This window comes from Sphingomonas changnyeongensis (assembly GCF_009913435.1).
GTDB lineage: Bacteria > Pseudomonadota > Alphaproteobacteria > Sphingomonadales > Sphingomonadaceae > Sphingomonas_B > Sphingomonas_B changnyeongensis.
Window position 1 is genome coordinate 653,945 of record NZ_CP047895.1, and the last position, 19,809, is coordinate 673,753.

Genomic DNA, 19,809 nt, shown 5'->3' on the forward strand with positions numbered 1-19,809 from the left:
CGGGCCGCGCTGCTAACGCCGAAACAGTGACGCGGGGGCGCGCGATCCGCAAGCAAGGGAGAGATTGGATGGGCCGCATGATCAGCATCGACACCCTGGCCGGCGACGGCAGTTTCAGCGCCTATGCCGCCGAACCGGCGGGCACGCCGCGCGCGGCGATCATCGTGATCCAGGAAATCTTCGGCGTGAACGAAGGCATCCGCCGCAAATGCGACCATTGGGCAAGCCTTGGCTATCTGGCCATCGCACCTGACCTGTTCTGGCGGCTGGAAAAGGGCATCGAGCTTGATCCCGATGTGCCCGACCAGTTTCAGCGCGCCCTCGGCCTGTTCGGGCAGTTCGACCAGAATGCCGGGGTTGCCGATATCGAAGCGACGATCCGCGCCGCGCGGGCGATGGGGGCGGCCAAGACCGGCTGTGTCGGCTATTGCCTAGGTGGGCGGCTGGCGTTCATGGCGGCCGCGCGCACCGATATCGACGCCAGTGTCGGCTATTATGGCGTCGGCATCGACAATCTGCTGGATGAGCGCCACGCGATCGCCAACCCGCTGATGCTGCACATCCCGACTGCCGACCATTTTGTCGGCCCCGAGGTGCAACAGGCGATGCATGACGCGCTGGATGATCATCCGCGCGTCGTGCTGCATGATTATGTCGGGCTCGACCACGGCTTTGCCGCCGAAATGGGCCAGCGGCGCAATGACGAGGCGGCCCGGCTGGCCGACAGCCGCACCGAAGCCTTTTTCGCCGAACATCTGGGCTGACACGACTGGCCGAGACATGAAAACGGCCCCGGAGCTCCTGCTCCGGGGCCGTTGTCATTTCGGGGCGTTCACCTCAGCCGAACAGCGTGCCGATGCCCACCTTCGGATCGACGACGCCTTCATAGACCATCGTCCCCGCGACATAGAGGATCACGACCAGGCCGATATAGGCGATCCAGCGATACCGCTCGATATATTTGGCGATCACATTCGCCGCGATGCCCATCAGCACCACCGACAGCAGCAGGCCGACAATCAGGATCCCCGGATGGTCACGCGCCGCGCCCGCGACGGCCAGCACATTGTCGAGGCTCATGCTGACATCGGCAACCGCGACCGCCCAGGCCGCGGCGGCAAAGCTCTTGGCCGGGGCAACGCCCGAATCCTCGTCACCGGCGATTTCGGGTGAATCACCGCTCTGCCCTGCCGGACGCAGCTCGCGGAACAGCTTCCACGACACCCAGAGCAGCAACAGACCGCCGGCAAAGATCAGGCCGACAATCTGCATCAGCTGGGTGACGATCAGTGCAAAGGCGATGCGCAGCACCAGCGCCGCGATGATGCCGATCATGATCACCTTGCGGCGCTGATCGGCAGGCAGGCCGGCGGCCAGCGAGCCGACGACGATCGCATTGTCGCCGGCCAGCATGATGTCGATCATCAGCACCTGGCCGAACGCCGCCAGCGCGGCGGGAGAGCCCAGATTGGAAAAATCGGCCACCACATGCGCCCAGATTCCGCCGGTCGCAGCGGTCATCATCAGCATTTCAAACATTGTTTCCGTCGATCCCCACAGGCTGTGCAGCCGGGCTGCAGAAACCGTCGGCAGCCGCCCCGACATTCCGGAGCGGCGGTGCCGCGGATCCTTACTGGTTCATCGAATCGAAGAAATCCTCGTTGGTCTTCGAATCCTTCATCTTGTCGAGCAGGAACTCCATCGCGTCGACCGTGCCCATCTGCATCAGGATGCGGCGCAGCACCCACATCTTGCTGAGCGTCGACTTGTCGACCAGCAGCTCTTCCTTGCGGGTGCCGGATTTGCCGACGTCCATCGCCGGGAAGATGCGCTTGTCGGCGACCTTGCGGTCAAGGACGATTTCCGAGTTGCCGGTGCCCTTGAACTCTTCGAAGATCACCTCGTCCATGCGGCTGCCGGTATCGATCAGCGCGGTGGCGATGATCGACAGCGACCCGCCTTCCTCGATGTTGCGCGCCGCACCGAAGAAACGCTTCGGCCGCTGCAGCGCATTGGCATCGACGCCGCCGGTCAGCACCTTGCCCGAGCTGGGCACGACAGTGTTGTAGGCGCGGCCCAGACGGGTGATCGAATCGAGCAGGATCACCACGTCCTTTTTGTGCTCGACCAGGCGCTTGGCCTTTTCGATCACCATTTCGGCGACCTGCACATGGCGCGACGCCGGTTCGTCGAAGGTCGAGCTGATCACCTCGCCCTTCACCGACCGCTGCATGTCGGTCACTTCCTCGGGCCGCTCGTCGATCAGCAGCACGATCAGGAACACTTCGGGATGGTTGGCGGTGATCGAGCGGGCGATGTTCTGGAGCAGCACCGTCTTGCCGACGCGCGGCGGCGCGACGATCAGCGCGCGCTGGCCCTTGCCCTGCGGCGCGATGATGTCGATCACCCGCGCCGACTTATCCTTGACCGTCGGATCGCCCAGGTCGAGCTTCAGCTTCTGTTCGGGATAGAGCGGGGTCAGATTGTCGAAATTGACCCGGTGGCGCACCACCTCGGGATCGTCGAAGTTCACCGCGACCAGCCGGGTGAGCGCGAAATAACGCTCGCCATCCTTGGGTCCGCGCACCTCGCCCTCGACCGTGTCACCGGTGCGCAGGCCGTATTTGCGCACCTGGTTGGGCGACACATAAATGTCGTCGGGACCGGCGAGGTAGTTGGCCTCCGGGCTGCGCAGAAAGCCGAAGCCGTCGGGCAGCACCTCGATCGTGCCCTCGCCCATGATCTGGACGCCATTTTCGGCCTCGGCCTTCAGGATGGCGAACATCAGATCCTGTTTGCGCAGCGTCGACGCCCCTTCGACGCCCAGCCGCTCGGCCATTTCGACCAATTCGGCCGGCGATTTTTTCTTCAGATCCTTGAGGTGCATGTAAAGTCCGGTGGCTAGGGGCTTGGGGGTGGAGCGATCGTCTCGGACCGGAGCCGGTCAACAGCCGGTCATCGGGCGACGACACAAGCAGACGAACGACACAGACGCGGATCGACGATGCCCGGTGCGGCGCAGGACGCGTCCGCAGGCAGATGCCAACGAGTTAGGCAGCGGTCCAAGGCGAGTCAAGCCGGGGCGTCCCCGGCAGCCAGAGCCCCCGGCCAGCACCTGACGGGGAGGCAGAAGCCGCTGCGTCAGAACGGCTTCAGCACCACCAGCCAGACGATCAGCACGACGCCCAGCGCGGGCAGCTCGTTGAGCATCCGCAGCCGGCGATCCGGCAGCGTCGCCCGCCCCTCACTGAGCTTGCGCGCATAGCCGACCGCCCAGCCATGAAAGCCGCTCAGCCCGAAAACGAGCGCCATCTTGGCATGCAGCCAGCCCGACGCCCACCACTGGCCCCCGGCGGCAAGCAGCAGCCCGAACAGCCAGACCGCGATCAGCGCCGGCGTCAGGATGATCCGGCGCAGCCGCGCCTCGCGCTCCACCCAGCGCGCCGCCTCGTCCGGCCGGCTGAGCGCATCCTGATGATGGATCAGATAGCGGGGGAAAATGAACAGCCCCGCCATCCAGAAAATCACGAAGATGATGTGCGCGGCCTTCAGCCAGTCATAGGCGGGCGCAAGCCAGGCTGCCATCAGCCGCCTTTCCGCACGCGGGCCAGCAATTGTTCGACACGCTCGATCGGGGTGTCGAGCAGAATGCCGTGCCCGAGGTTGAACACATGCGGCCGACCGGCAAAGGCATCCAGCACCCGGTCAATCGCCGCATCGAGCGGGGCGCCGCCTGCGATCAGCGCCAGCGGATCGAGATTGCCCTGCACCGGCAACCCTTCGGGCAGATTGGCGTTCGCCCAGGCCGGATCGACCGTCTCGTCCAGCCCGACCGCATCGACGCCGGTTTCACGCGCATAAGCGGGCAGCTTGCCCCCCGACCCTTTGGGAAAGCCGATGATCGGCGTGTCGGGATGCCGCGCCCGCAGCGCCTTCACGATCCGTTCGGTCGGCGCGATGACCCAGGTCTCATACTGATCGGGCGACAGGCTGCCGGCCCAGCTGTCGAACAGCTGCACGGCATGGACGCCCGCCTGAATCTGGCGGTCGAGATAATCGATGGTCGCCTGCTCGATCGCGGTGATGATCGCGCCAAAGGCTTGAGGGTCGCGATACGCCATGCGCCGCGCCTCGGCCTGTTCGCGGCTGCCCTCGCCCGCCACCATATAGGTCGCGACCGTCCAGGGGCTGCCGGCAAAGCCGAGAAACGTCACCGCCGGATCGAGCGCGCCTGCGACCAGCCGGACCGTTTCATAGACCGGATCGAGTCGCGCCGGCACCGGGGCCAGTTGTTCAAGCGCGGTGTCGACCAGCCTGGGGCTCAGCTGCGGCCCTTCGCCCGCCAGGAAGCGCAGATCCTGCCCCAGCGCATGGGGAATGACGAGAATGTCAGAAAACAGGATCGCCCCGTCGAATCCGAACCGGCGCAGCGGCTGCAGCGTGACTTCGGCAGCCGCCGCGCTGTCATGCACAAGCTCGAGAAAACCGCCCTTTTCCGCCCGCAAGGCGCGATATTCGGGAAGGTAACGGCCGGCCTGGCGCATGAGCCAGACGGGCGGGGGATCACGGCGCTCGCCCCGCAGGACGGCAAGCAAGGGACGATCGCTCTTCATCTTATCCTTTTCTTAAGGTTCGGGTGGTTGATGATGTTAGAGCGCGAGTCATGGGAATTCAGGACGCATCCTGATCCTGCCAACAATTTGACGGCGTGGGAATCCGCAAAAGCGCCGCGAGTCGTTTCGCTCCTCCCCATTATCCACATGGTCTGGATGAAAATTCGGGGCTGTGGACGGCATGGTGTGCGAATCACCGGACAGCGGGGCCTGAATCGCCCGTTCGATGCTTCCCCTTGCGTGTCACGCGGCTTTTCCACAGGGATATGCCCCGTGACCACGCGCCTGCACCTTCATCTGCTGTCGGATTCGACCGGCGAGACGCTTGAGACCATCGCCAAGGCGGCGCTTGCCCAGTTCGACGGGGTGGAAACGATCAGGCATTTCTGGCCGATGGTCCGCTCCGAGGCCAATCTGGAGCGCATTCTCGAGGAAATCGGCCAGAATCCGGGGCTGGTGCTGTTCACCCTGGTCAATCCCGAAACGCGGCAGCGGCTGGAGACGCGCTGCCGCACGCTCGGCCTGCCGATCGTCGCCGCGCTCGATCCGGTGACCGATGCGCTGTCGTCGATGCTGGGGCAGGCGGCCAAGGCGCGGCCGGGGCGGCAGCATGCGCTCGACGCTGCTTATTTCGCGCGGGTCGAGGCGATCCAGTTCACCATCGCCCATGATGACGGCATCGGTGCCGAGGATTGGGAAGATGCCGATATCGTGCTCGCCGGCATTTCGCGCACGTCGAAGACGCCGACGTCCATCTATCTGGCCAACAAGGGTTATAAGGTCGCGAACATTCCGCTGGTCGTCGAATCGCCGCCGCCTGACAGCCTTTACCGGCTGCGTCGCCCGCTGGTCGTCGGGCTGACGACCAGCGTCGAGCGGCTGGTCGCGGTGCGCCGCAACCGGCTGCTGTCGCTCAATCAGACGCCCGAGACCGATTATGTCGATCAGGATGCGGTGCGCGCCGAGCTGGCGTTCGCCCGGCGCATCTTCGCCGATCATGACTGGCCGGTGATCGACGTCACCCGCCGTTCGATCGAGGAAACCGCAGCCGCGGTCATCAACTTCGTCAATGAGCGCAGGCCATGCTGATCCTTGCCTCGCAAAGCGCCGCGCGGCGGGCGATGCTGACCGCCGCCGGGGTGGCGTTTGCCGCCGAAAGCCCGGGGGTCGATGAGGATGCCGCCAAGCAGGGGCTGCGCGCCGAGGGGCTGGACCCCCGCGCGCTCGCCGATGCGCTGGCCGAGCTGAAGGCGATGCGCCTGTCGCTGCGCCATCCGGGGGCGCTGGTGCTCGGCTGTGATTCGGTGGTCGCGCTCGACGATGGCACGGTGCTCGACAAGCCCGCCGACCGGGCCGAGGCCGCCGCCCATCTGCGCGCCATGTCGGGCCGCGTCCATCAGCTGCATTCGGCGGCGGTGATCTGCGAAAATGGCCGTCCCGTGTGGCGGGTCGTCGACCGCGCCGCGATGCATGTGCGCAAGCTGTCCGACGCGTTCATCGCGGACTATCTCGATCAGGACTGGGAAGCGGTGCGCTGGTGCGTCGGCGTCTACCGGATCGAAGGGCCGGGGGCGCAGCTGTTCACGCGGATCGACGGCAGCCATTTCACCATCATGGGCCTGCCGCTGCTGCCGCTGCTCGATTATCTGCGCATCCGGGGACTGTTGACGTCATGACGCCTTATGCCGAGGTGATCGGGGATCCGATCGCCCATTCCAAATCGCCGCTGATCCATGGCTTCTGGCTCGAACGGCTCGGCCTCGACGGTGCCTATCGCGCCGCCCATGTCCGCCCCGAGGACCTTGCCGGCTATTTCGCCGGGCGCGCTGCCGATCCCGCATGGCGCGGGTGCAACATCACCGTGCCGCACAAGGAAGCGGCGCTGGCGCATGTGCTCGACCGCGGCGATGTCCGCGGCACGATCGGCGCGATCAACCTTGCCTATCGTGACCGCGACGGCGCGATCGTCGGCGCGAACACCGATGCGGCGGGGTTTTATGATCCGATTTCCGCGCTCGACCTGACCGGTGAGCCGGTGACGGTGATCGGTGCGGGTGGCGCGGCGCGCGCCGTGCTGTTCGCGCTCGCGCGGATGGGGGCGGGGCCGGTCACGATCCTCAACCGCACGCCGATGCGCGGTGCCGCGCTGCTTGCCGCTTTCGGGCTGAAGGGCCGCGCCCTTCCATTGTCCGCGCCGCTGCCGCCGGCGCGGCTGCTCGTCAACGCCTCCACCCTCGGCATGACCGGCCAGCCGCCGCTCGACATCGATCTGTCGCCGCTGCCCGGCGATGCCATCGTCTATGACATTGTCTATGCCCCGCGCGAGACGGCACTGCTGCGCGCGGCGGCGGCACGCGGGCTCGACATTGTCGACGGGCTGGCGATGCTGATCGGCCAGGCGGCCTATGCGTTTGAAATCCTGTTCGGCCAGCCCGCCCCGCGCGAGCATGACGACGCGCTGCGGGATCTGCTCGGCGCATGATCCTGCTCGGGCTGACCGGCTCCATCGGCATGGGCAAATCGACGGTCGCGGCGATGTTCCGCCGGCTGGGCGTGCCGGTGTTCGATGCCGATCAGGAGGTGCACCGGCTGCAGGGGCCGGGCGGGGCGCTGGTCGCCGAGATCGAGGCGCTTTTTCCGGGGACGACGGGTCCGCTTGGCGTCGACCGTCAGGCGCTGGGCCGGGTGGTGCTGCACGACAAGGCCGCGCTTCACCGCCTCGAATCGCTCATCCACCCGGCGGTCGCGCGGGCGCGGGCGCGGTTCCTGCGCCGCCATGCGGCCCGGCGGCTGGCGGTGCTCGACATTCCGCTTCTCTATGAAAAACAGGGCTGGCGCGCCGTCGATGCCGTGGTCGTGGTGTCCGCCCCGGCCTGGATGCAGCGCCGCCGGGTGCTGGCGCGGCCGGGCATGACCCCGGCCAAACTCGCCCGTGTCCGCGCGCTCCAGCTGCCCGATGCCGAAAAACGCCGCCGCGCGGATTTCGTCATCGACACCGGCGGGCTGATCGATCGCACGCGCGCCGATGTTTACCGTCTCGTCACTTGCCTCCGCGCGCACGGCGTCCGATATTGCCGCCAATGCGCGAGATCGTCTTCGACACCGAAACCACCGGCATCCAGGTCTCAGAAGGGCACCGGATGGTCGAGATCGGGTGCGTCGAGCTGATCAACCGAGTCGAGACCGGCCGGGTGTTCCATGCCTATTTCAACCCCGAACGCTCGATGCCGCCCGAGGCGCAGGCGGTCCACGGCCTGTCGGAAAGCTTCCTGTCGGGTCAGAAGCTGTTCGTCGAGCTGTGCGAGGAGCTGCTCGACTTTCTGGAGGACAGCCCGCTCGTCGCGCACAATGCGGCGTTCGATTTCGCCTTTCTGAACCATGAGCTGGGCGTGGCCGGGCGGCTGCACATCCCGCGCGCGCGGATGGTCGACACGCTTGCCTTGTCGCGCGCCAAGCATCCGGGTGCCAAGCACAGCCTTGATGCGCTGTGCACGCGCTACGGCGTCGATCGCAGCCACCGGATCAAGCATGGCGCGCTGCTCGACGCGCAGCTGCTTGCGCAATGCTATGTCGAACTGACCGGTGGCCGGCAGATCGGCCTTTCTCTCGGCGCCGAGGCCGTGGCCGGCCCCGGGCCTGCGCCCGCGCCCGCAACCGGGCAGCCGGCGTCGCGCCCGGCGCGGCCGCCCCGGCCGCACGCCGCTTCGCATGACGAGCTTGCCCGTCATGCGGCCTTTCTCCAGCAGATCAGCAATCCGTTGTGGCTGGAGGGTGCGGCGGCCCCGGCCGCCTGAGTGAAAGACGCCGGCAGCCACCCGGTTCCGGCGTGGTGAAGGAGAGAAAGATGGAAGTCCGCGTCTCAGGCCATCAGGTCGATGTGGGAGAATCGCTGCGCTCGCACGCCGAGGAGCGCGTCCACAGCATCGCCGAAAAGTACTTCGCCCGCGCGATTTCCGCCCAGGTCCGGTTCGGCAAGGGGCCGCATGACCATCGGTTCGACTGCGAAATCGTGATCTATGTGCCCGGCGGTGTCGTGCTGAAGGGCAGCACGCGGGCGAACGAGGCGCAGCCGGCGTTCGAGGAAGCGCTCGCCAAGATCGAAAAGCAGCTGCGCCGGCATCACCGCCGGATCAAGGACCGCGCCGGCCAGGCCGCGGCGGTTCAGGCAGCATTCGACGATGCCGGCTATACGGTGTTCAGCCTGCCTGAGCCGGAAGAGGATGAACAGCTTGCCGACAATGCGCCGATCATTGCCGAAACCCGGGTCGATGTGCCCGATGCCAGCGTGTCCGACGCCGTGCTGATGCTGGACCTGCGCAACACCAATGCGCTTTTGTTCAAGAACAGCGCGACAGGCATATTGAATATGGTCTATCGGCGCGGCGACGGCACGATCGGCTGGGTGGAGCCAGAGCGCACCGCCTGATGCCGGTTCAGGCCTGATTCGGAGGGCCGGGCGCAATCCCGGCCCTGACGCAATCTTAACGATTGCGTTTCCTCATTTGCGCGCCCGGCTGTTTCGGGCGCTTGGGTTGTGTGATGGACGATTTCAGCCGGTTCCTGCCCCATGAGGCGGTCATGGCCGACTTGGCGGCGGCCAATAAGAAAACGCTGTTCCAGTCGCTTTCATCGCTTGCCGAACGGGTGATGGGCCTGGATGGCAAGCAGGTGCTCGACCGGCTGAACGAGCGGGAGCGGCTTGGCACCACCGGTTTCGGCGGCGGCGTCGCCATTCCCCATGGCCGGATGCCGGGGCTGGACCGGGTGCGCGGTGCCTTTGTGCGGCTGGCACGGCCGATTGATTATGGTGCGATCGACGATCTGCCGGTCGACATGGTGTTCATGCTGATGTCGCCCGCCGATGCCGGGGCCGACCATCTGAAGGCGCTGGCGCAGGTCAGCCGCAGGATGCGCGACCGTGCCTTTCTTGCCAAGCTGCGCGGTGCTGCCTCCCCCGATGCGCTCTATGCGCTGTTCACGGCGACCGAAACCCGCGATGCAGCCTGACGGCGGGCGTGGCGGCGGGGGCGCGGAGGCGCATTACCGGGCGCTTGAAAGCCTGTATCTCGCGGCGCCGATCAACCGGCTGTTCCGCTCGCGCCTCGAGATCCCCGAAGAGGGCGTGGCGCGCATCCATTTCGACATTGACGAGACCGTCTATCACGCCGCCGGTGCCGCCCATGGCACCAGCTATTTCAAGATGCTGGACGATGCCGCCTTTTACGCGGCGAACAGCCTGGTGACCGACCGGTTTCTGCTCACCACCGCCTTCAACCTGCTGTTCACCCGGCCGCTTCATGCCGGCCCGGTGATTGCCGAAGGCCGCTGGGTCAGCGGCCGCCGCCGCGTGCTCGTCGCCGATGCCCGGCTGATCGGGCCGGACGGCGAGGAAGCGGCGCGCGGCACCGGCACGTTCATGCGCTCGCGCATGGCGCTGTCGTCGCTGCCCGGCTATGCGGACGGGGCATGACGCCCCGGCTGTCCAGCCGGATGACGATCGACGCGCTGTGCCGCCGGGTCGCGGCCGAGGGCGGGTTTGCGACCGTGCTTGCCCGTGGTGACGATCAGGCCGGGGCGATCCTGATCGCCTGTGCCGAGCGCGGCGTCGTGCGCCAGCTGCTCGAACGGGCGCTCGATCCGGCCGGCGCCTATCGCTGGAGCCCGTGCGGACCACAGGATATGGCGTCTGCGCAGGCGCTGTCCGACTATATGGCGCGCCGGCGCGCCCGCGATCCCGACCTTTGGTTAATCGAACTGGACGTCGCACAAGCCGAACGGTTCGCCGCTGAAATGACCGCGACGGATTGACCCCCGGCCCGGTTGGGCAGAAAGCGCGCCATCCGCATTGCGCCAGATCGCCCGCCGAACACCAGCCTGTTCCGGAGCGATAGCGTAGTCGGGGGGAAGATCAGCAGGGCACCGCCCGTATCTCGCGGCCCTGTCAGTCGATCGACCCACCGCACAGAACGAATTCGGAATGAGTAACGCCCAGCGCATCGCCGGCCTCATGGCCATGACGATCGCCACCATTTTCGGAATCGCCGGGGCTCCGGGCCTGGCACTTCCCGCCGACCAGAAGGTCGGCCCCCTGACGGCCCAGACCCTTCAGGGCCAATCGCTTCAGGGCCAGTCGGTTCCGGCCGATGTGACCGTCTCGACCGACGGCATCGTGCCCAGCCTGGCGGTCGACGCCAGCGCGCTTCAGGATTCTCCGTCCGCCGCCCAGCCGGCGAGCCTTGCCGAGATGGTCGCCGCCCAGCCGGTTCCGGCGCGGCTCGACCGCGAGCTCGAATGTCTGGCGGCCTCCGTCTATTTCGAATCAAAGAGCGAACCGCTCGAAGGCCAGCTGGCGGTTGCCGAAGTGGTGCTCAACCGCGCCAACTCCGGCGGACGCTTCCCGTCGTCGATCTGCGGCGTCGTGTTCCAGCCGAGCCAGTTCTCCTTCGTCCGCGGCAACGGCTTTCCGCCGATCAACCGGACCAGCACCGCATGGGAAACCGCGGTCGCCATCGCCCAGATCGCCATTGCCGAGCGCTGGGAATCGCGCGCGGCCGACGCGCTGTTCTTTCACGCGGCCCATGTCCGCCCGTCCTGGCGCAAGACGCGCGTGGCGACGCTCGGCAACCATCATTTCTATCGCTGATCCGCACCGGCCGGCGCCTTGGGGTGTCGGCCGGGCTTTTCAGTGTTCCTGACATGTTCTAGACTTTTGGGATGGTCGATGCCCATCCCGAACGCCATGTCGTGGCCGATCTTCGGCCAGCCCCGGCCGGTGCGGCGATCCCGGCGGCCGATGTCGCGCGCGGCGTTGCGCGGATGTTGCTGCGGCATGATTATGCCGCGCTCACCGAAGTGCCGCTCGGCAATGGCCGCCGCGCCGACATCATGGCGATCAACAGCCGCGGCCAGATCCTGATCGTCGAGATCAAGGTGTCGCGCGCCGATCTGCTCGGCGACGGCAAATGGCCCGAATATCTCGATTATTGCGACCGGTTCTGCTGGGCGGTGCCGGCCGGCTTCCCGCTCGATCCGTTCGATGCGCCTGCCCTCAGGCCCGATCTGGCCGGGCTGATCGTCGCTGACCGCTATGACGCGCAATATTGGCGCGAGGCCGGGGTACAGGCCATGCCCCCGGCGCGTCGCCGGGCCGAAACGCTGCGTTTCGCCCGGCGGGCGGCGCACCGGCTGATCGGCCATCTCGATCCCGACGCCGCGCAGTTCTGACCGGCCGCCGGGCGGCTGCCGGATATGGTCACATCGGCCCGGCGGCGGGCTTTTTCGTCTTGGGCTTGATGTCGTCCATCAGCTTCAAAATCACCTGCGACCGGCCGTCGCGTTCGGCATATTGGCGCGCCGACATGCCCGTCGCGGTGTCGCGCTTGGCCGGATTTGCGCCCTCGGTCAGCAACAGCCGGGTCATCGCAATGTCGCGCCGCTGCACGGCAAGGATCAGCGGCGTTTCGCCCTGACCATTGGGCAGGTCGACCTGCGCGCCGCGCAGGATCAGCAGTTCCGCCCCTTCGGTATAGCCGATGCTGGCCGCGATGCTGAGCGGGGTCTGGCCGCGCCCGTCCTTGGCATTGGGGTTCGCCCCTTTCTGCAGCAGAAAGGCCAGCCAGCTGCTGTCGCGCGCGCGGGTGACGATATGCACGGCGCGTTCGCCGGTCGACACATCGCGGGTGTCGATCAGCGTCGAGGGGTTGTTGCCCAGCAATTCCTGTGCCTTGCCGCCATCACGGTCGCGGACCGCCTTCAGGAAGTTGTAGCTGTCGGAAAACTGCGCGACCGCTGGCGCCGCGATGATCAGTGCCGCGACGGCGGGAATGAGACGTGCTGCGTTCACGGGCCTACTCGTCTGGTTACACTTGAAACCATGCGCCTAGCACAGCATGTGTCCGGGCGCGATGACCTTCCCCCTGTTCCGCCGCGCCGCCTGCGCCGCTTTTGCGCCGCTGCTGATGATCGCCGCCTGCTCGGCCCCAGCACCTGCGCCGCCGCTGGCCGATGCCCGCATCGGCGGGCCGCTCATGCTCACCACCCAGGACGGCCAGAGGCTGACCGACGCCGATCTCGCCGGCAAATACCGGCTGATCTATTTCGGCTACAGCTATTGCCCCGATGTCTGCCCGGTCGATCTGCAGAATCTGATGGCCGGCTTTGCCGCGCTTGAGAAAAGCGACCCGGCGGTCGCCGCGCGCATCCAGCCGATCTTCGTCAGCATCGATCCGGCGCGTGACACGCCCGCCCAGCTCAAAACCTATGTCCGCGCTTTTCATCCCCGGCTGATCGGGCTGACCGGCACCGACGCCGAAATCGCCCGCGTCGCCAAGGATTATGCGGTCTTCTACCAGCGCGAGGGCAAGCCGGGGGCGGCCGATTATCTGATGAACCACAGCCGCATCGCCTATCTGATGGGCCCGGACGGCAAGCCGATCGCGCTCGCGCCCCATGATGCCAAGCCGGAGGCGATCGCCGCCGAGCTCAAGCAATGGGTGCGCTGAGTTGGGGGCGGATGCCGGCCGTTTCTGGGAAGACCAGCCGCTCGAGGCGCTCGACCGCGCCCAGTGGGAGGCGCTGTGCGATGGCTGCGGCAAATGCTGCGTCCACAAGCTGGAAGACGAAGAGACCGGCGAAATGTTCGCGACCAATGTCGCGTGCAAGCTGCTCGACCGGCACAAGGGCCAGTGCCGCGACTATCGCCATCGCCGCGCCTATGTGCCCGAATGCGTGCGGCTGACCCCGCGGCTGGCGCGGACGCTCGACTGGCTGCCCGGGACATGCGCCTATCGGCTGCGCGCCGCCGGCCAGCCTTTGCCCGAATGGCATTATCTGGTGTGCGGGGACCGTGAGGCGGTGCACCGCGCCGGCATGTCGGTGCGCGGCTGGACGATCTCAGAAGACGATGCCGGCGAGCTGGAAGACCATATTCTCCCGGGCTGAGCCGCGCTTCGGGCCGGCGGACACGCCGCTGCGGATCGTCCGCAACGCCCGCGCCCGCGCGCTGAGGCTCAGGGTCGATCCGCGCGACGGCAGCATCCGCCTGACCGTGCCGGCGCGCGCCAGCCTCCGCGCCGCCTGTGCCTGGGCCGAAAGCCAGCGGGACTGGATCGAGGCGCAGCTGGCCGCCATCCCCGCGCCTTGCGTCTTTGTCCCCGGTGCAACGATCCCGTTTCGCGGCGGCAGCCTGTTGCTGGTCCATGTGCCGGGCCGGCGCGGCGCGCGGATGACTGGCGATCCGGTCGGCGATCAGCCTGGCGGGGCGCAGCTGGAGCTGGGCGGGCCGGACGACATGTTCGCGGCCGCCGTCATGCGCTGGCTGCGGCGCGAGGCGCTGAACCTGCTCGATGCCGAAACCCGCCTGCTGGCGGCGGGCATTCCCGTCGCGGTGGGGCGCGTCGGTGTCGGTGATCCGCGCACGCGCTGGGGCAGTTGCAGCGCCGATGGCGACATCCGTTACAGCTGGCGGCTGATCCTTGCGCCCGATGCGGTGCGCCGGTCGGTCGTCGCGCATGAGGTCGCCCACCGGCTGCACATGGATCACGGGCCGGGCTTTCGCGCGCTCGAGGCGCGGCTGGCCGGCCCGGACCTGTCAGCGGGGCGTGACTGGCTCCGCCGGCACGGGGCGGCGTTGCACCGCTGGGGCGCGCTCCGCCGGGCGTAGCACCGCCTCGGGCCGTGGCCGGTCGCGCGGCTGGGCGGGATCGACCGGCGCGTCGCGCGGGGCGCGGCCAAGCGCGCGGTCGATGAAGTTTTCGTCGAGCCGTTCGGGTGACCCGGCGGCCGGATCCTCGATCGCCGGCCCGTCCTCGGGCTGCACCGGGTTGCCATCCTCGTCCACCAGCGGCGGATCGCCTTCGCCCAGATAGGCCTCGGCATCGGGTTCCAGCTGCCATTCGGGCAGCTTCGCCTCGGTTTCGAACTGTTCGACCGGGCGGCGGGCGACGGCGGTGCGCATGAAATCGGCAAAGGCGCGCGCCGGGGCGGTGCCGCCCTGCAACCCGCGCACCGGGCGGGCATCGTCGCGGCCCATCCACACCCCCGTGGTCAGGCCCGAGGAAAAGCCCATGAACCAGCCATCCTTGTTGGAACTGGTGGTGCCGGTCTTGCCGGCAACGGGCCGCCCGATCTGCGCCGCGCGCCCGGTGCCGGCGCTGACCGCGCTCTGCATCAGATCGGTCATCCCGGCCGCCACCCAGGGCGCGACGAGCACGCGCGAACTGTCCGTCTGATGGCGGTAGAGCACGCGCCCGCCGGTCGTCGTCACCTTGGTGATGCCATAGGGCGCAACTGCAACGCCCTTGGCCGCCACTGCCGCATAGGCGCGCGTCATGTCGATCAGCCGCACGTCGGACGTGCCAAGCACCATCGAGGGTTCAAGATTGATCGGCGTCGAAATGCCGAACCGCCGCGCCATGTCGGCGATCGTGCCGGTGCCGACATCCTGGCCGATCTTCGCCGCCACGGTGTTGATCGAATAGGTGAAGGCGGTGCGCAGCGAGATCGACCCCGAGAAGCGGCCGGAGTTGTTGCGCGGGCTCCAGCCGTCGATCGTCACCGGCTCGTCGACCACCTGGTCCTCGGGCTTATACCCGGCCTCGAGCGCGGCCAGATAGACGAACAGCTTGAACGCCGATCCCGGCTGGCGCGTCGCCTGCGCGGCGCGGTTGTAGATCGAGGTGACATAATCCTTGCCGCCGATCATCGCCCGCACCGCGCCGTCGCGGTCGAGCGCGACCAGCGCGCCCTGCGCCGCCTCGGGCGTATGGGCGCGGATCGCGGCATCGGCCGCTTTCTGCATCGTGGGATCAAGCGTTGTCCACACGTCGAGCGGCTCGACCGTCTCGTCGATCAGCACTTCGAGCTGGGGCAGCGCCCAGTCGGTGAAATAGCGGACGCTGTTCTGGTTCGCATCCTCGTTCAGCCGGACATTGGCGGCATCGGCCGCGCGCATGTCCGCCGCGCTGATCACCCCCGCCTCGCGCATCTCGCTGAGCACGATTTCGGCGCGGGCGAGCGCGGCTTCGGCATCGGCGGTCGGCGAATAGCGCGACGGCGCCTTGACCAGCCCCGCGATCACCGCCGCCTCGCCCAGCGACAGCTGGTTGCCGGGATGGCCGAAAAAGCGCCGCGCCGCCGCGTCGATGCCGAACGACCCGCCGCCGAAATAAACCTTGTTCAGATAGAGTTCGAGGATCTGGTCCTTGGAGAATTTGCGCTCCATCGCCAGCGCCAGCAGCCATTCACGCGCCTTGCGCCCGAAGGTGCGGGTGTTGCTGAGGAACAGGTTGCGGGCAAGCTGCTGGGTGATCGTCGACCCGCCCTGCACCCAGCGGCCGCGCTGAACCCGGACCATCGCCGACCGAGCGATGCCGATCGGATCGACACCGGGATGATAGCGGAAGCGCCGGTCCTCGACCGACACCATCGCATCCTTCATCACCTGCGGAATCTGGTCATAGGGCAGCCATTCGCCATAGCTTGGCCCCAGCGAAACGAGCACCGTGCCATCGGCGGCGCGCACGCGGATCATCTGCCCGTTGGGCGAGGATTTGAGCTCCGAAAAGCTCGGCAGCGTCGAGGCCTGCAGATAGACGGCGACGACCAGCGCGATGAAGCCGGCAAGGGCGAGGCCCAGCCCGATCTGCACCGACCGGACGAACACGCGCCGCGCGCGGGGTTTCTGACTGCGGGGACGCTGGGCCGGCATGGGTGATCCCGGTGCTAGCGGGTCAGCCGCCGGGCGACAAGTGCGGGGCGGCCCGGAGCCTGACGGCGAGCCTGCCGGCGGGCCCGCCGCCTATCCGCGTGCGTCATTCATGCGGTGCAAAGCTGAGCGCGGCGCTGTTAATGCAGAAGCGCAGGCCCGTCGGCTCCGGCCCGTCGGGAAACACATGGCCCAGATGCCCGCCGCAGCCGGCGCAGCGCACCTCGATCCGCCGCATGCCGTGTGACACGTCTTCATGGCCGGTCACGGCCTCCGGCGCAAAGGGGTGGGTGAAGCTGGGCCAGCCCGAGCCGGATTCATATTTCGCGCTGCTGTCGAACAGGTCGGCACCGCAGCCGGCGCAGCGATAGGTGCCATCGCCATGATGGTCCCAATAGGCGCCGGTAAAGGCGCGCTCGGTCCCCGCCTCGCGCAGCACATGATATTGCTCGGGCGTCAGCTTTTCGCGCCACGCCGACTCGGGCAGCTCGTCCTTGTCCATGGCGGCAATGTGGGCGTGTCTGCCTGTGGCTTCAATGGCCGCGCGCTGTCGGCAGACGCCCGTTCACGCGCCGATCCGCGTCGCCCGCGCGACCAGCCCCGCCAGCCCCGGCGCCAGCCGGGTCAGCGCCAGCAGCGCCGGGGCGAGGGAGGGGCGTTCGGCGACCATCAGCACCGTGCGCGCGACCAGGATCGGGCGCCGGGTGCGCGCGGCGAACCCGGCCTGGAACTGTTCCGCGCCGTGCCCGGCGGTAAGCGCGCGGGCGGCGGCGATGCCGCTTGCCAGCGCAATGCCCATCCCCTCGCCGGCCAGTGACGGAATGACGCCACATTGATCGCCCAGCCGGAAAATGCCCGGCGTCGTGCGCCCTGTCCGCCAGCCATAGGGGACGGCGGCGATCGCATCGATCGGCTGGCCGGGGGCAAGATGGGCGATGCGGTCGGCGAGCGCCGGGCTTTCCCGGCCGATCGCCGCCAGCAGCCCCGCCGGGCCGCCGGTCTCGATCAGCCGCGACTTGCGCAGCGCGAGGCACAGATTGGCGCTGCCATCTTCCTGCAGCGACAGCCCGGCATAGCCCCGGTCGAACAGATGCAGCTCGATTGCGCTGCCCACCAGCCGCGACAGCCCGGCTGCCGGGCCGAGCCGCACGCGCAGGCCGAGCGACGGGTCGGCGTCGTCGCGCGGCCGGCCATGGCCGCGCAGATCATGCTTGCCGGTCGCGAGCAGCAGCGTGTCGGCGGCAAGCTGGGTCCCGTCGGCCAGCCAGAGCTGCCGGCCCTCGGCCCGCGCGACGGCGACGCCGCGTTCCACCGCCGCCCCGGCGCTGGTCGCCAGATCGAGCAGCGCCGAATCGAGCTGGCGGCGCGACACGCCCAGCGCCGGGCGCGGCAGCGGCGCATCGGCACGGCCCCGCGGCGTGAACAGGCGCAGATGATCAAGAGTCGCGCCGCGCAACTTTGTCAGCCCCAGCCGGTCGAGCGCCGCCAGGCTCTGCCACGACAGAAAACCGCCGCAGATCGCATCGCCCATCTCGCGCTGCCGTTCGATCAGCAGCGGGCGCGCCGATGGGTCGATGCCGCCCTGCACCAGCGCGATCGCGGCGGCCGACCCTGCCGGGCCGCCGCCCAGGATCAGCGTTCCGCCGCGACGCACAGGCGGAACGGGAAGACGCGCATGACCCGGGCGGTCACGCCGGCATCGGCCAGAATGGGCGGCCATTCGGCGGGGCGATAGGCGCGGGCAATCGACAGCCGCCCGTCGGCGCGGACGATCGGGTGCCAGCGCATCAGCGCGGCGAGCAGCGGATAGCCGTGATAGGCAAAGCCGTGCCGGTGCAGATCGTTGATCAGCCACCCCATCCGCGCATGCCGGTCCATGAAGCGCAGGAATGCGCGCAGCTGGTCCGCATCCATGTGATGGGCGACCAGGCTCGACACGACCATATCCCATGGCTCGCCGGCCAGATCGGCATAGTCGCCGGTTAGATAGCGGATCGGCAGCCCGGCGGGCGTGGCGGCCGCCGCGGCCGGCGCGCTGCGCGGATTGAGATCGACGCCCACCAGTTCGCAGGGCTGGCCGCGCCGCGCCGCATCGCGGGCGATGGCGCGCAGCATGTCGCCCTGACCGAACCCGACATCGAGCAGCCGGAATGGCCGCCCCCGGCTCACCCGGCGCACGAAGCCGAGCGTCGGCCGCGCCGCCAGCGTCACCCGGTTCACCCGCGCCAGATCGGCGAGCACGGCGGCATAGACACTGGCCGGCAGATCGGGGGCGTCCATCTGCTCCTCCGCCTCGCTGCGCACCGCGAGGCTGCGGACAGGTGCGGCCCCGCTCATGCCGCGCGGAACCTGAACCCTTCGGCGGCCAGCCCCGGCCCGAAGGCGAGGGCGACGCCGTTTGCGATCGGCTGGCCGATCATGCGGGCCAGGACGAACATCAGCGTCGCCGACGACATGTTGCCATGGCTGCGCAGCACCGCACGCGAGGCATCCAGCGCATCGTCCGGCAGGCCGAGCGCGGCCTCCACCGCATCGAGGATCGACCGGCCACCGGCATGGACGGCCCAGCCGTCGACGGGCGGCACGGCCTCGATCACGTCTGGCCCGTCCCTATCTGCCCCCTTCCCATCTGGTCCCTCCCCAAGCAGCAGGGCGCGCAGATCGGCGGCGGCGAGTGCGCGGGCGATGCGGCCCGGCACCTCGCCCGACAGGTGCATCGCAAAGCCCTGATCGCCAATGTCCCAGCGAATGAGGTCGGCCGAATCGGGCAGGGTCGCGGCAAAGGGCGCATCGATCCGCAGCCCCCGCGCCTCGCCCGACACCAGCGCGGCAGCCGCGCCATCGCCGAACTGCAGCATCGCCAGCAGCGGTTCCAGCGCCGGCGTGTCCTGCAGATGCAGCGAGGACAGCTCGACCGTGACGACCAGCACGCGCGCCCCCGGCACCGACCGGACGATGTGGCGCGCGCTGCGCAGCGCCGTCACCGCCGCATAACAGCCCATAAAGCCGATCAGCAGCCGTTCGACCGTTGGCGCAAGGCCAAGCGCCCGCGCGATGATCTGGTCGATGCCGGGGGCGGTGAAGCCGGTGCAGCTGGCAACGACAATATGGGTGATCGCCCCCGGATCCGCGCTGACCGCCGGGCCGAGAGCGGCAATGGCCCTGAGCGCCAGCGCCGGGGCGGCATCGGCGTAAACGGCCATGCGCGCGGCGGTGCCCGGCAACACCGGATCGGCATAGAAACCGCCGGGGGCAACCGGGCTGGCGCCGTCCGGGCCGATGGGCAGCACCGAGAAACGGTGGTCGATCCCGGCGCGGGCCGCCATCCGGTCGAACAGCCGGCGTTCACGCGGATCGGGGATGCGGGCCGATGCCCAGCCGACAAATGCCCGGTGGATGTCATGGCCCGGCGTCGCCGTCCCGATCGCGTTCAGATAGACGTCAGGCAAGGGCGCTGTCCCGATTGACCTGTGTTACACTGCCCGACAACGC

General features: G+C 68.3%; 25 protein-coding genes. 15 read left to right on the plus strand and 10 right to left on the minus strand.

Going from position 1 to position 19,809, the window contains the following annotated elements; genetic code table 11:
- Positions 1-68: 68 nt before the first annotated feature.
- Positions 69-764 (plus strand): dienelactone hydrolase family protein, encoded by a 696-nt coding sequence (locus tag GVO57_RS03370; protein ID WP_160591841.1) that lies wholly within the window; start codon positions 69-71, stop codon positions 762-764.
- 73 nt (positions 765-837) lie between these two features.
- Here GVO57_RS03370 and GVO57_RS03375 read toward each other — a convergent pair whose 3' ends face one another.
- From GVO57_RS03375 to hemE, 4 genes are all read right to left on the minus strand, one after another.
- A complete protein-coding gene (locus tag GVO57_RS03375) occupies positions 838-1,530 on the minus strand; it encodes a YjbE family putative metal transport protein (protein WP_407695707.1) in 693 nt (230 codons plus the stop codon).
- Between the two features lie 100 nt (positions 1,531-1,630).
- The gene (rho, locus tag GVO57_RS03380) at positions 1,631-2,887 is read right to left on the minus strand and encodes a transcription termination factor Rho (RefSeq protein ID WP_160591845.1); all 1,257 of its coding nucleotides are present in this window, start codon (positions 2,885-2,887) and stop codon (positions 1,631-1,633) included.
- Positions 2,888-3,141: 254 nt separating this feature from the next.
- A complete protein-coding gene (locus tag GVO57_RS03385) occupies positions 3,142-3,585 on the minus strand; it encodes a CopD family protein (RefSeq protein ID WP_160591847.1) in 444 nt (147 codons plus the stop codon).
- Positions 3,585-4,613, minus strand: a complete 1,029-nt coding sequence (hemE, locus tag GVO57_RS03390) for a uroporphyrinogen decarboxylase (protein ID WP_160591849.1) — start codon at positions 4,611-4,613, stop codon at positions 3,585-3,587. The genes GVO57_RS03385 and hemE overlap by 1 nt, the downstream gene beginning before the upstream one ends.
- A gap of 273 nt (positions 4,614-4,886) precedes the next feature.
- Here hemE and GVO57_RS03395 point away from each other — a divergent pair, with 273 nt between their 5' ends.
- From GVO57_RS03395 to GVO57_RS03445, 11 genes are all read left to right on the plus strand, one after another.
- On the plus strand, positions 4,887-5,702 hold the full coding sequence (locus GVO57_RS03395; RefSeq protein WP_233281451.1) for a pyruvate, water dikinase regulatory protein: 816 nt from the start codon (positions 4,887-4,889) through the stop codon (positions 5,700-5,702).
- On the plus strand, positions 5,696-6,289 hold the full coding sequence (locus GVO57_RS03400) for a Maf family protein (protein WP_160591853.1): 594 nt from the start codon (positions 5,696-5,698) through the stop codon (positions 6,287-6,289). Before GVO57_RS03395 ends, GVO57_RS03400 begins: the two co-directional genes overlap by 7 nt.
- Positions 6,286-7,095: a shikimate dehydrogenase family protein gene (locus GVO57_RS03405; RefSeq protein ID WP_160591855.1), complete on the plus strand. Its 810-nt coding sequence runs from the start codon at positions 6,286-6,288 to the stop codon at positions 7,093-7,095. The genes GVO57_RS03400 and GVO57_RS03405 overlap by 4 nt, the downstream gene beginning before the upstream one ends.
- Positions 7,092-7,781 (plus strand): dephospho-CoA kinase, encoded by a 690-nt coding sequence (coaE, locus tag GVO57_RS03410; RefSeq protein WP_160591856.1) that lies wholly within the window; start codon positions 7,092-7,094, stop codon positions 7,779-7,781. Before GVO57_RS03405 ends, coaE begins: the two co-directional genes overlap by 4 nt.
- Positions 7,694-8,407, plus strand: a complete 714-nt coding sequence (gene dnaQ / locus GVO57_RS03415) for a DNA polymerase III subunit epsilon (RefSeq protein ID WP_160591858.1) — start codon at positions 7,694-7,696, stop codon at positions 8,405-8,407. The genes coaE and dnaQ overlap by 88 nt, the downstream gene beginning before the upstream one ends.
- Before the next feature lie 50 nt (positions 8,408-8,457).
- Entirely contained in the window at positions 8,458-9,039 is a 582-nt protein-coding gene (gene hpf, locus GVO57_RS03420) for a ribosome hibernation-promoting factor, HPF/YfiA family (RefSeq protein WP_160591860.1), read from the plus strand.
- A gap of 113 nt (positions 9,040-9,152) precedes the next feature.
- A complete protein-coding gene (locus GVO57_RS03425; protein ID WP_160591862.1) occupies positions 9,153-9,620 on the plus strand; it encodes a PTS sugar transporter subunit IIA in 468 nt (155 codons plus the stop codon).
- Complete coding sequence (locus GVO57_RS03430) at positions 9,610-10,083, plus strand: PaaI family thioesterase (protein WP_160591864.1); 474 nt, start codon at positions 9,610-9,612, stop codon at positions 10,081-10,083. Before GVO57_RS03425 ends, GVO57_RS03430 begins: the two co-directional genes overlap by 11 nt.
- A complete protein-coding gene (locus tag GVO57_RS03435; RefSeq protein WP_201752679.1) occupies positions 10,080-10,421 on the plus strand; it encodes a DUF1491 family protein in 342 nt (113 codons plus the stop codon). Before GVO57_RS03430 ends, GVO57_RS03435 begins: the two co-directional genes overlap by 4 nt.
- A 205-nt stretch (positions 10,422-10,626) precedes the next feature.
- Entirely contained in the window at positions 10,627-11,256 is a 630-nt protein-coding gene (locus GVO57_RS03440) for a cell wall hydrolase (RefSeq protein ID WP_233281452.1), read from the plus strand.
- 71 nt (positions 11,257-11,327) lie between these two features.
- Entirely contained in the window at positions 11,328-11,837 is a 510-nt protein-coding gene (locus GVO57_RS03445; protein WP_160591868.1) for an MmcB family DNA repair protein, read from the plus strand.
- A 28-nt stretch (positions 11,838-11,865) separates the two neighbouring features.
- On the opposite strand, the gene GVO57_RS03450 is transcribed toward GVO57_RS03445, so the two are convergent.
- Positions 11,866-12,456, minus strand: coding sequence for an ankyrin repeat domain-containing protein (locus GVO57_RS03450; RefSeq protein WP_160591870.1), 591 nt, complete (start codon positions 12,454-12,456; stop codon positions 11,866-11,868).
- Between the two features lie 61 nt (positions 12,457-12,517).
- Between GVO57_RS03450 and GVO57_RS03455 the strand changes: the two genes are divergently transcribed.
- The 3 genes from GVO57_RS03455 to GVO57_RS03465 are packed head-to-tail and all read left to right on the plus strand — an operon-like array spanning position 12,518 to position 14,274.
- Positions 12,518-13,114 (plus strand): SCO family protein, encoded by a 597-nt coding sequence (locus GVO57_RS03455; RefSeq protein WP_201752680.1) that lies wholly within the window; start codon positions 12,518-12,520, stop codon positions 13,112-13,114.
- Between the two features lies 1 nt (position 13,115).
- Positions 13,116-13,553: a YcgN family cysteine cluster protein gene (locus tag GVO57_RS03460; protein ID WP_160591873.1), complete on the plus strand. Its 438-nt coding sequence runs from the start codon at positions 13,116-13,118 to the stop codon at positions 13,551-13,553.
- Complete coding sequence (locus GVO57_RS03465) at positions 13,516-14,274, plus strand: M48 family metallopeptidase (RefSeq protein ID WP_160591875.1); 759 nt, start codon at positions 13,516-13,518, stop codon at positions 14,272-14,274. Before GVO57_RS03460 ends, GVO57_RS03465 begins: the two co-directional genes overlap by 38 nt.
- Here the strand turns inward: GVO57_RS03465 and GVO57_RS03470 are convergent.
- The 5 genes from GVO57_RS03470 to GVO57_RS03490 form a co-directional block, all read right to left on the minus strand.
- Positions 14,203-16,320 (minus strand): transglycosylase domain-containing protein, encoded by a 2,118-nt coding sequence (locus GVO57_RS03470; protein ID WP_160591877.1) that lies wholly within the window; start codon positions 16,318-16,320, stop codon positions 14,203-14,205. The genes GVO57_RS03465 and GVO57_RS03470 overlap by 72 nt on opposite strands.
- A gap of 103 nt (positions 16,321-16,423) precedes the next feature.
- Positions 16,424-16,819: a peptide-methionine (R)-S-oxide reductase MsrB gene (msrB, locus tag GVO57_RS03475; RefSeq protein WP_160591879.1), complete on the minus strand. Its 396-nt coding sequence runs from the start codon at positions 16,817-16,819 to the stop codon at positions 16,424-16,426.
- Between the two features lie 63 nt (positions 16,820-16,882).
- Positions 16,883-17,971: an NAD(P)/FAD-dependent oxidoreductase gene (locus GVO57_RS03480; protein WP_160591881.1), complete on the minus strand. Its 1,089-nt coding sequence runs from the start codon at positions 17,969-17,971 to the stop codon at positions 16,883-16,885.
- Positions 17,950-18,654 (minus strand): methyltransferase domain-containing protein, encoded by a 705-nt coding sequence (locus GVO57_RS03485; RefSeq protein WP_201752681.1) that lies wholly within the window; start codon positions 18,652-18,654, stop codon positions 17,950-17,952. Before GVO57_RS03485 ends, GVO57_RS03480 begins: the two co-directional genes overlap by 22 nt.
- Complete coding sequence (locus tag GVO57_RS03490) at positions 18,651-19,766, minus strand: type III polyketide synthase (protein ID WP_233281453.1); 1,116 nt, start codon at positions 19,764-19,766, stop codon at positions 18,651-18,653. Before GVO57_RS03490 ends, GVO57_RS03485 begins: the two co-directional genes overlap by 4 nt.
- Positions 19,767-19,809: the final 43 nt, after the last annotated feature.

Bases quoted from the DNA above. Each gene is read 5' to 3' on its own strand.
- hpf (WP_160591860.1), top strand. From the start codon at position 8,458: ATGGAAGTCCGCGTCTCAGGCCATCAGGTCGATGTGGGAGAATCGCTG.
- GVO57_RS03455 (WP_201752680.1), top strand. From the start codon at position 12,518: ATGACCTTCCCCCTGTTCCGCCGCGCCGCCTGCGCCGCTTTTGCGCCG.
- GVO57_RS03440 (WP_233281452.1), top strand. From the start codon at position 10,627: ATGACGATCGCCACCATTTTCGGAATCGCCGGGGCTCCGGGCCTGGCA.
- msrB (WP_160591879.1), bottom strand. From the start codon at position 16,819: ATGGACAAGGACGAGCTGCCCGAGTCGGCGTGGCGCGAAAAGCTGACG.
- rho (WP_160591845.1), bottom strand. From the start codon at position 2,887: ATGCACCTCAAGGATCTGAAGAAAAAATCGCCGGCCGAATTGGTCGAA.
- GVO57_RS03445 (WP_160591868.1), top strand. From the start codon at position 11,328: ATGGTCGATGCCCATCCCGAACGCCATGTCGTGGCCGATCTTCGGCCA.
- GVO57_RS03405 (WP_160591855.1), top strand. From the start codon at position 6,286: ATGACGCCTTATGCCGAGGTGATCGGGGATCCGATCGCCCATTCCAAA.
- GVO57_RS03470 (WP_160591877.1), bottom strand. From the start codon at position 16,320: ATGCCGGCCCAGCGTCCCCGCAGTCAGAAACCCCGCGCGCGGCGCGTG.
- GVO57_RS03435 (WP_201752679.1), top strand. From the start codon at position 10,080: ATGACGCCCCGGCTGTCCAGCCGGATGACGATCGACGCGCTGTGCCGC.
- GVO57_RS03385 (WP_160591847.1), bottom strand. From the start codon at position 3,585: ATGGCAGCCTGGCTTGCGCCCGCCTATGACTGGCTGAAGGCCGCGCAC.
- GVO57_RS03485 (WP_201752681.1), bottom strand. From the start codon at position 18,654: ATGAGCGGGGCCGCACCTGTCCGCAGCCTCGCGGTGCGCAGCGAGGCG.
- coaE (WP_160591856.1), top strand. From the start codon at position 7,092: ATGATCCTGCTCGGGCTGACCGGCTCCATCGGCATGGGCAAATCGACG.
- hemE (WP_160591849.1), bottom strand. From the start codon at position 4,613: ATGAAGAGCGATCGTCCCTTGCTTGCCGTCCTGCGGGGCGAGCGCCGT.
- GVO57_RS03465 (WP_160591875.1), top strand. From the start codon at position 13,516: ATGCCGGCGAGCTGGAAGACCATATTCTCCCGGGCTGAGCCGCGCTTC.
- GVO57_RS03430 (WP_160591864.1), top strand. From the start codon at position 9,610: ATGCAGCCTGACGGCGGGCGTGGCGGCGGGGGCGCGGAGGCGCATTAC.
- GVO57_RS03370 (WP_160591841.1), top strand. From the start codon at position 69: ATGGGCCGCATGATCAGCATCGACACCCTGGCCGGCGACGGCAGTTTC.
- GVO57_RS03375 (WP_407695707.1), bottom strand. From the start codon at position 1,530: ATGCTGATGATGACCGCTGCGACCGGCGGAATCTGGGCGCATGTGGTG.
- GVO57_RS03400 (WP_160591853.1), top strand. From the start codon at position 5,696: ATGCTGATCCTTGCCTCGCAAAGCGCCGCGCGGCGGGCGATGCTGACC.
- GVO57_RS03425 (WP_160591862.1), top strand. From the start codon at position 9,153: ATGGACGATTTCAGCCGGTTCCTGCCCCATGAGGCGGTCATGGCCGAC.
- dnaQ (WP_160591858.1), top strand. From the start codon at position 7,694: ATGCGCGAGATCGTCTTCGACACCGAAACCACCGGCATCCAGGTCTCA.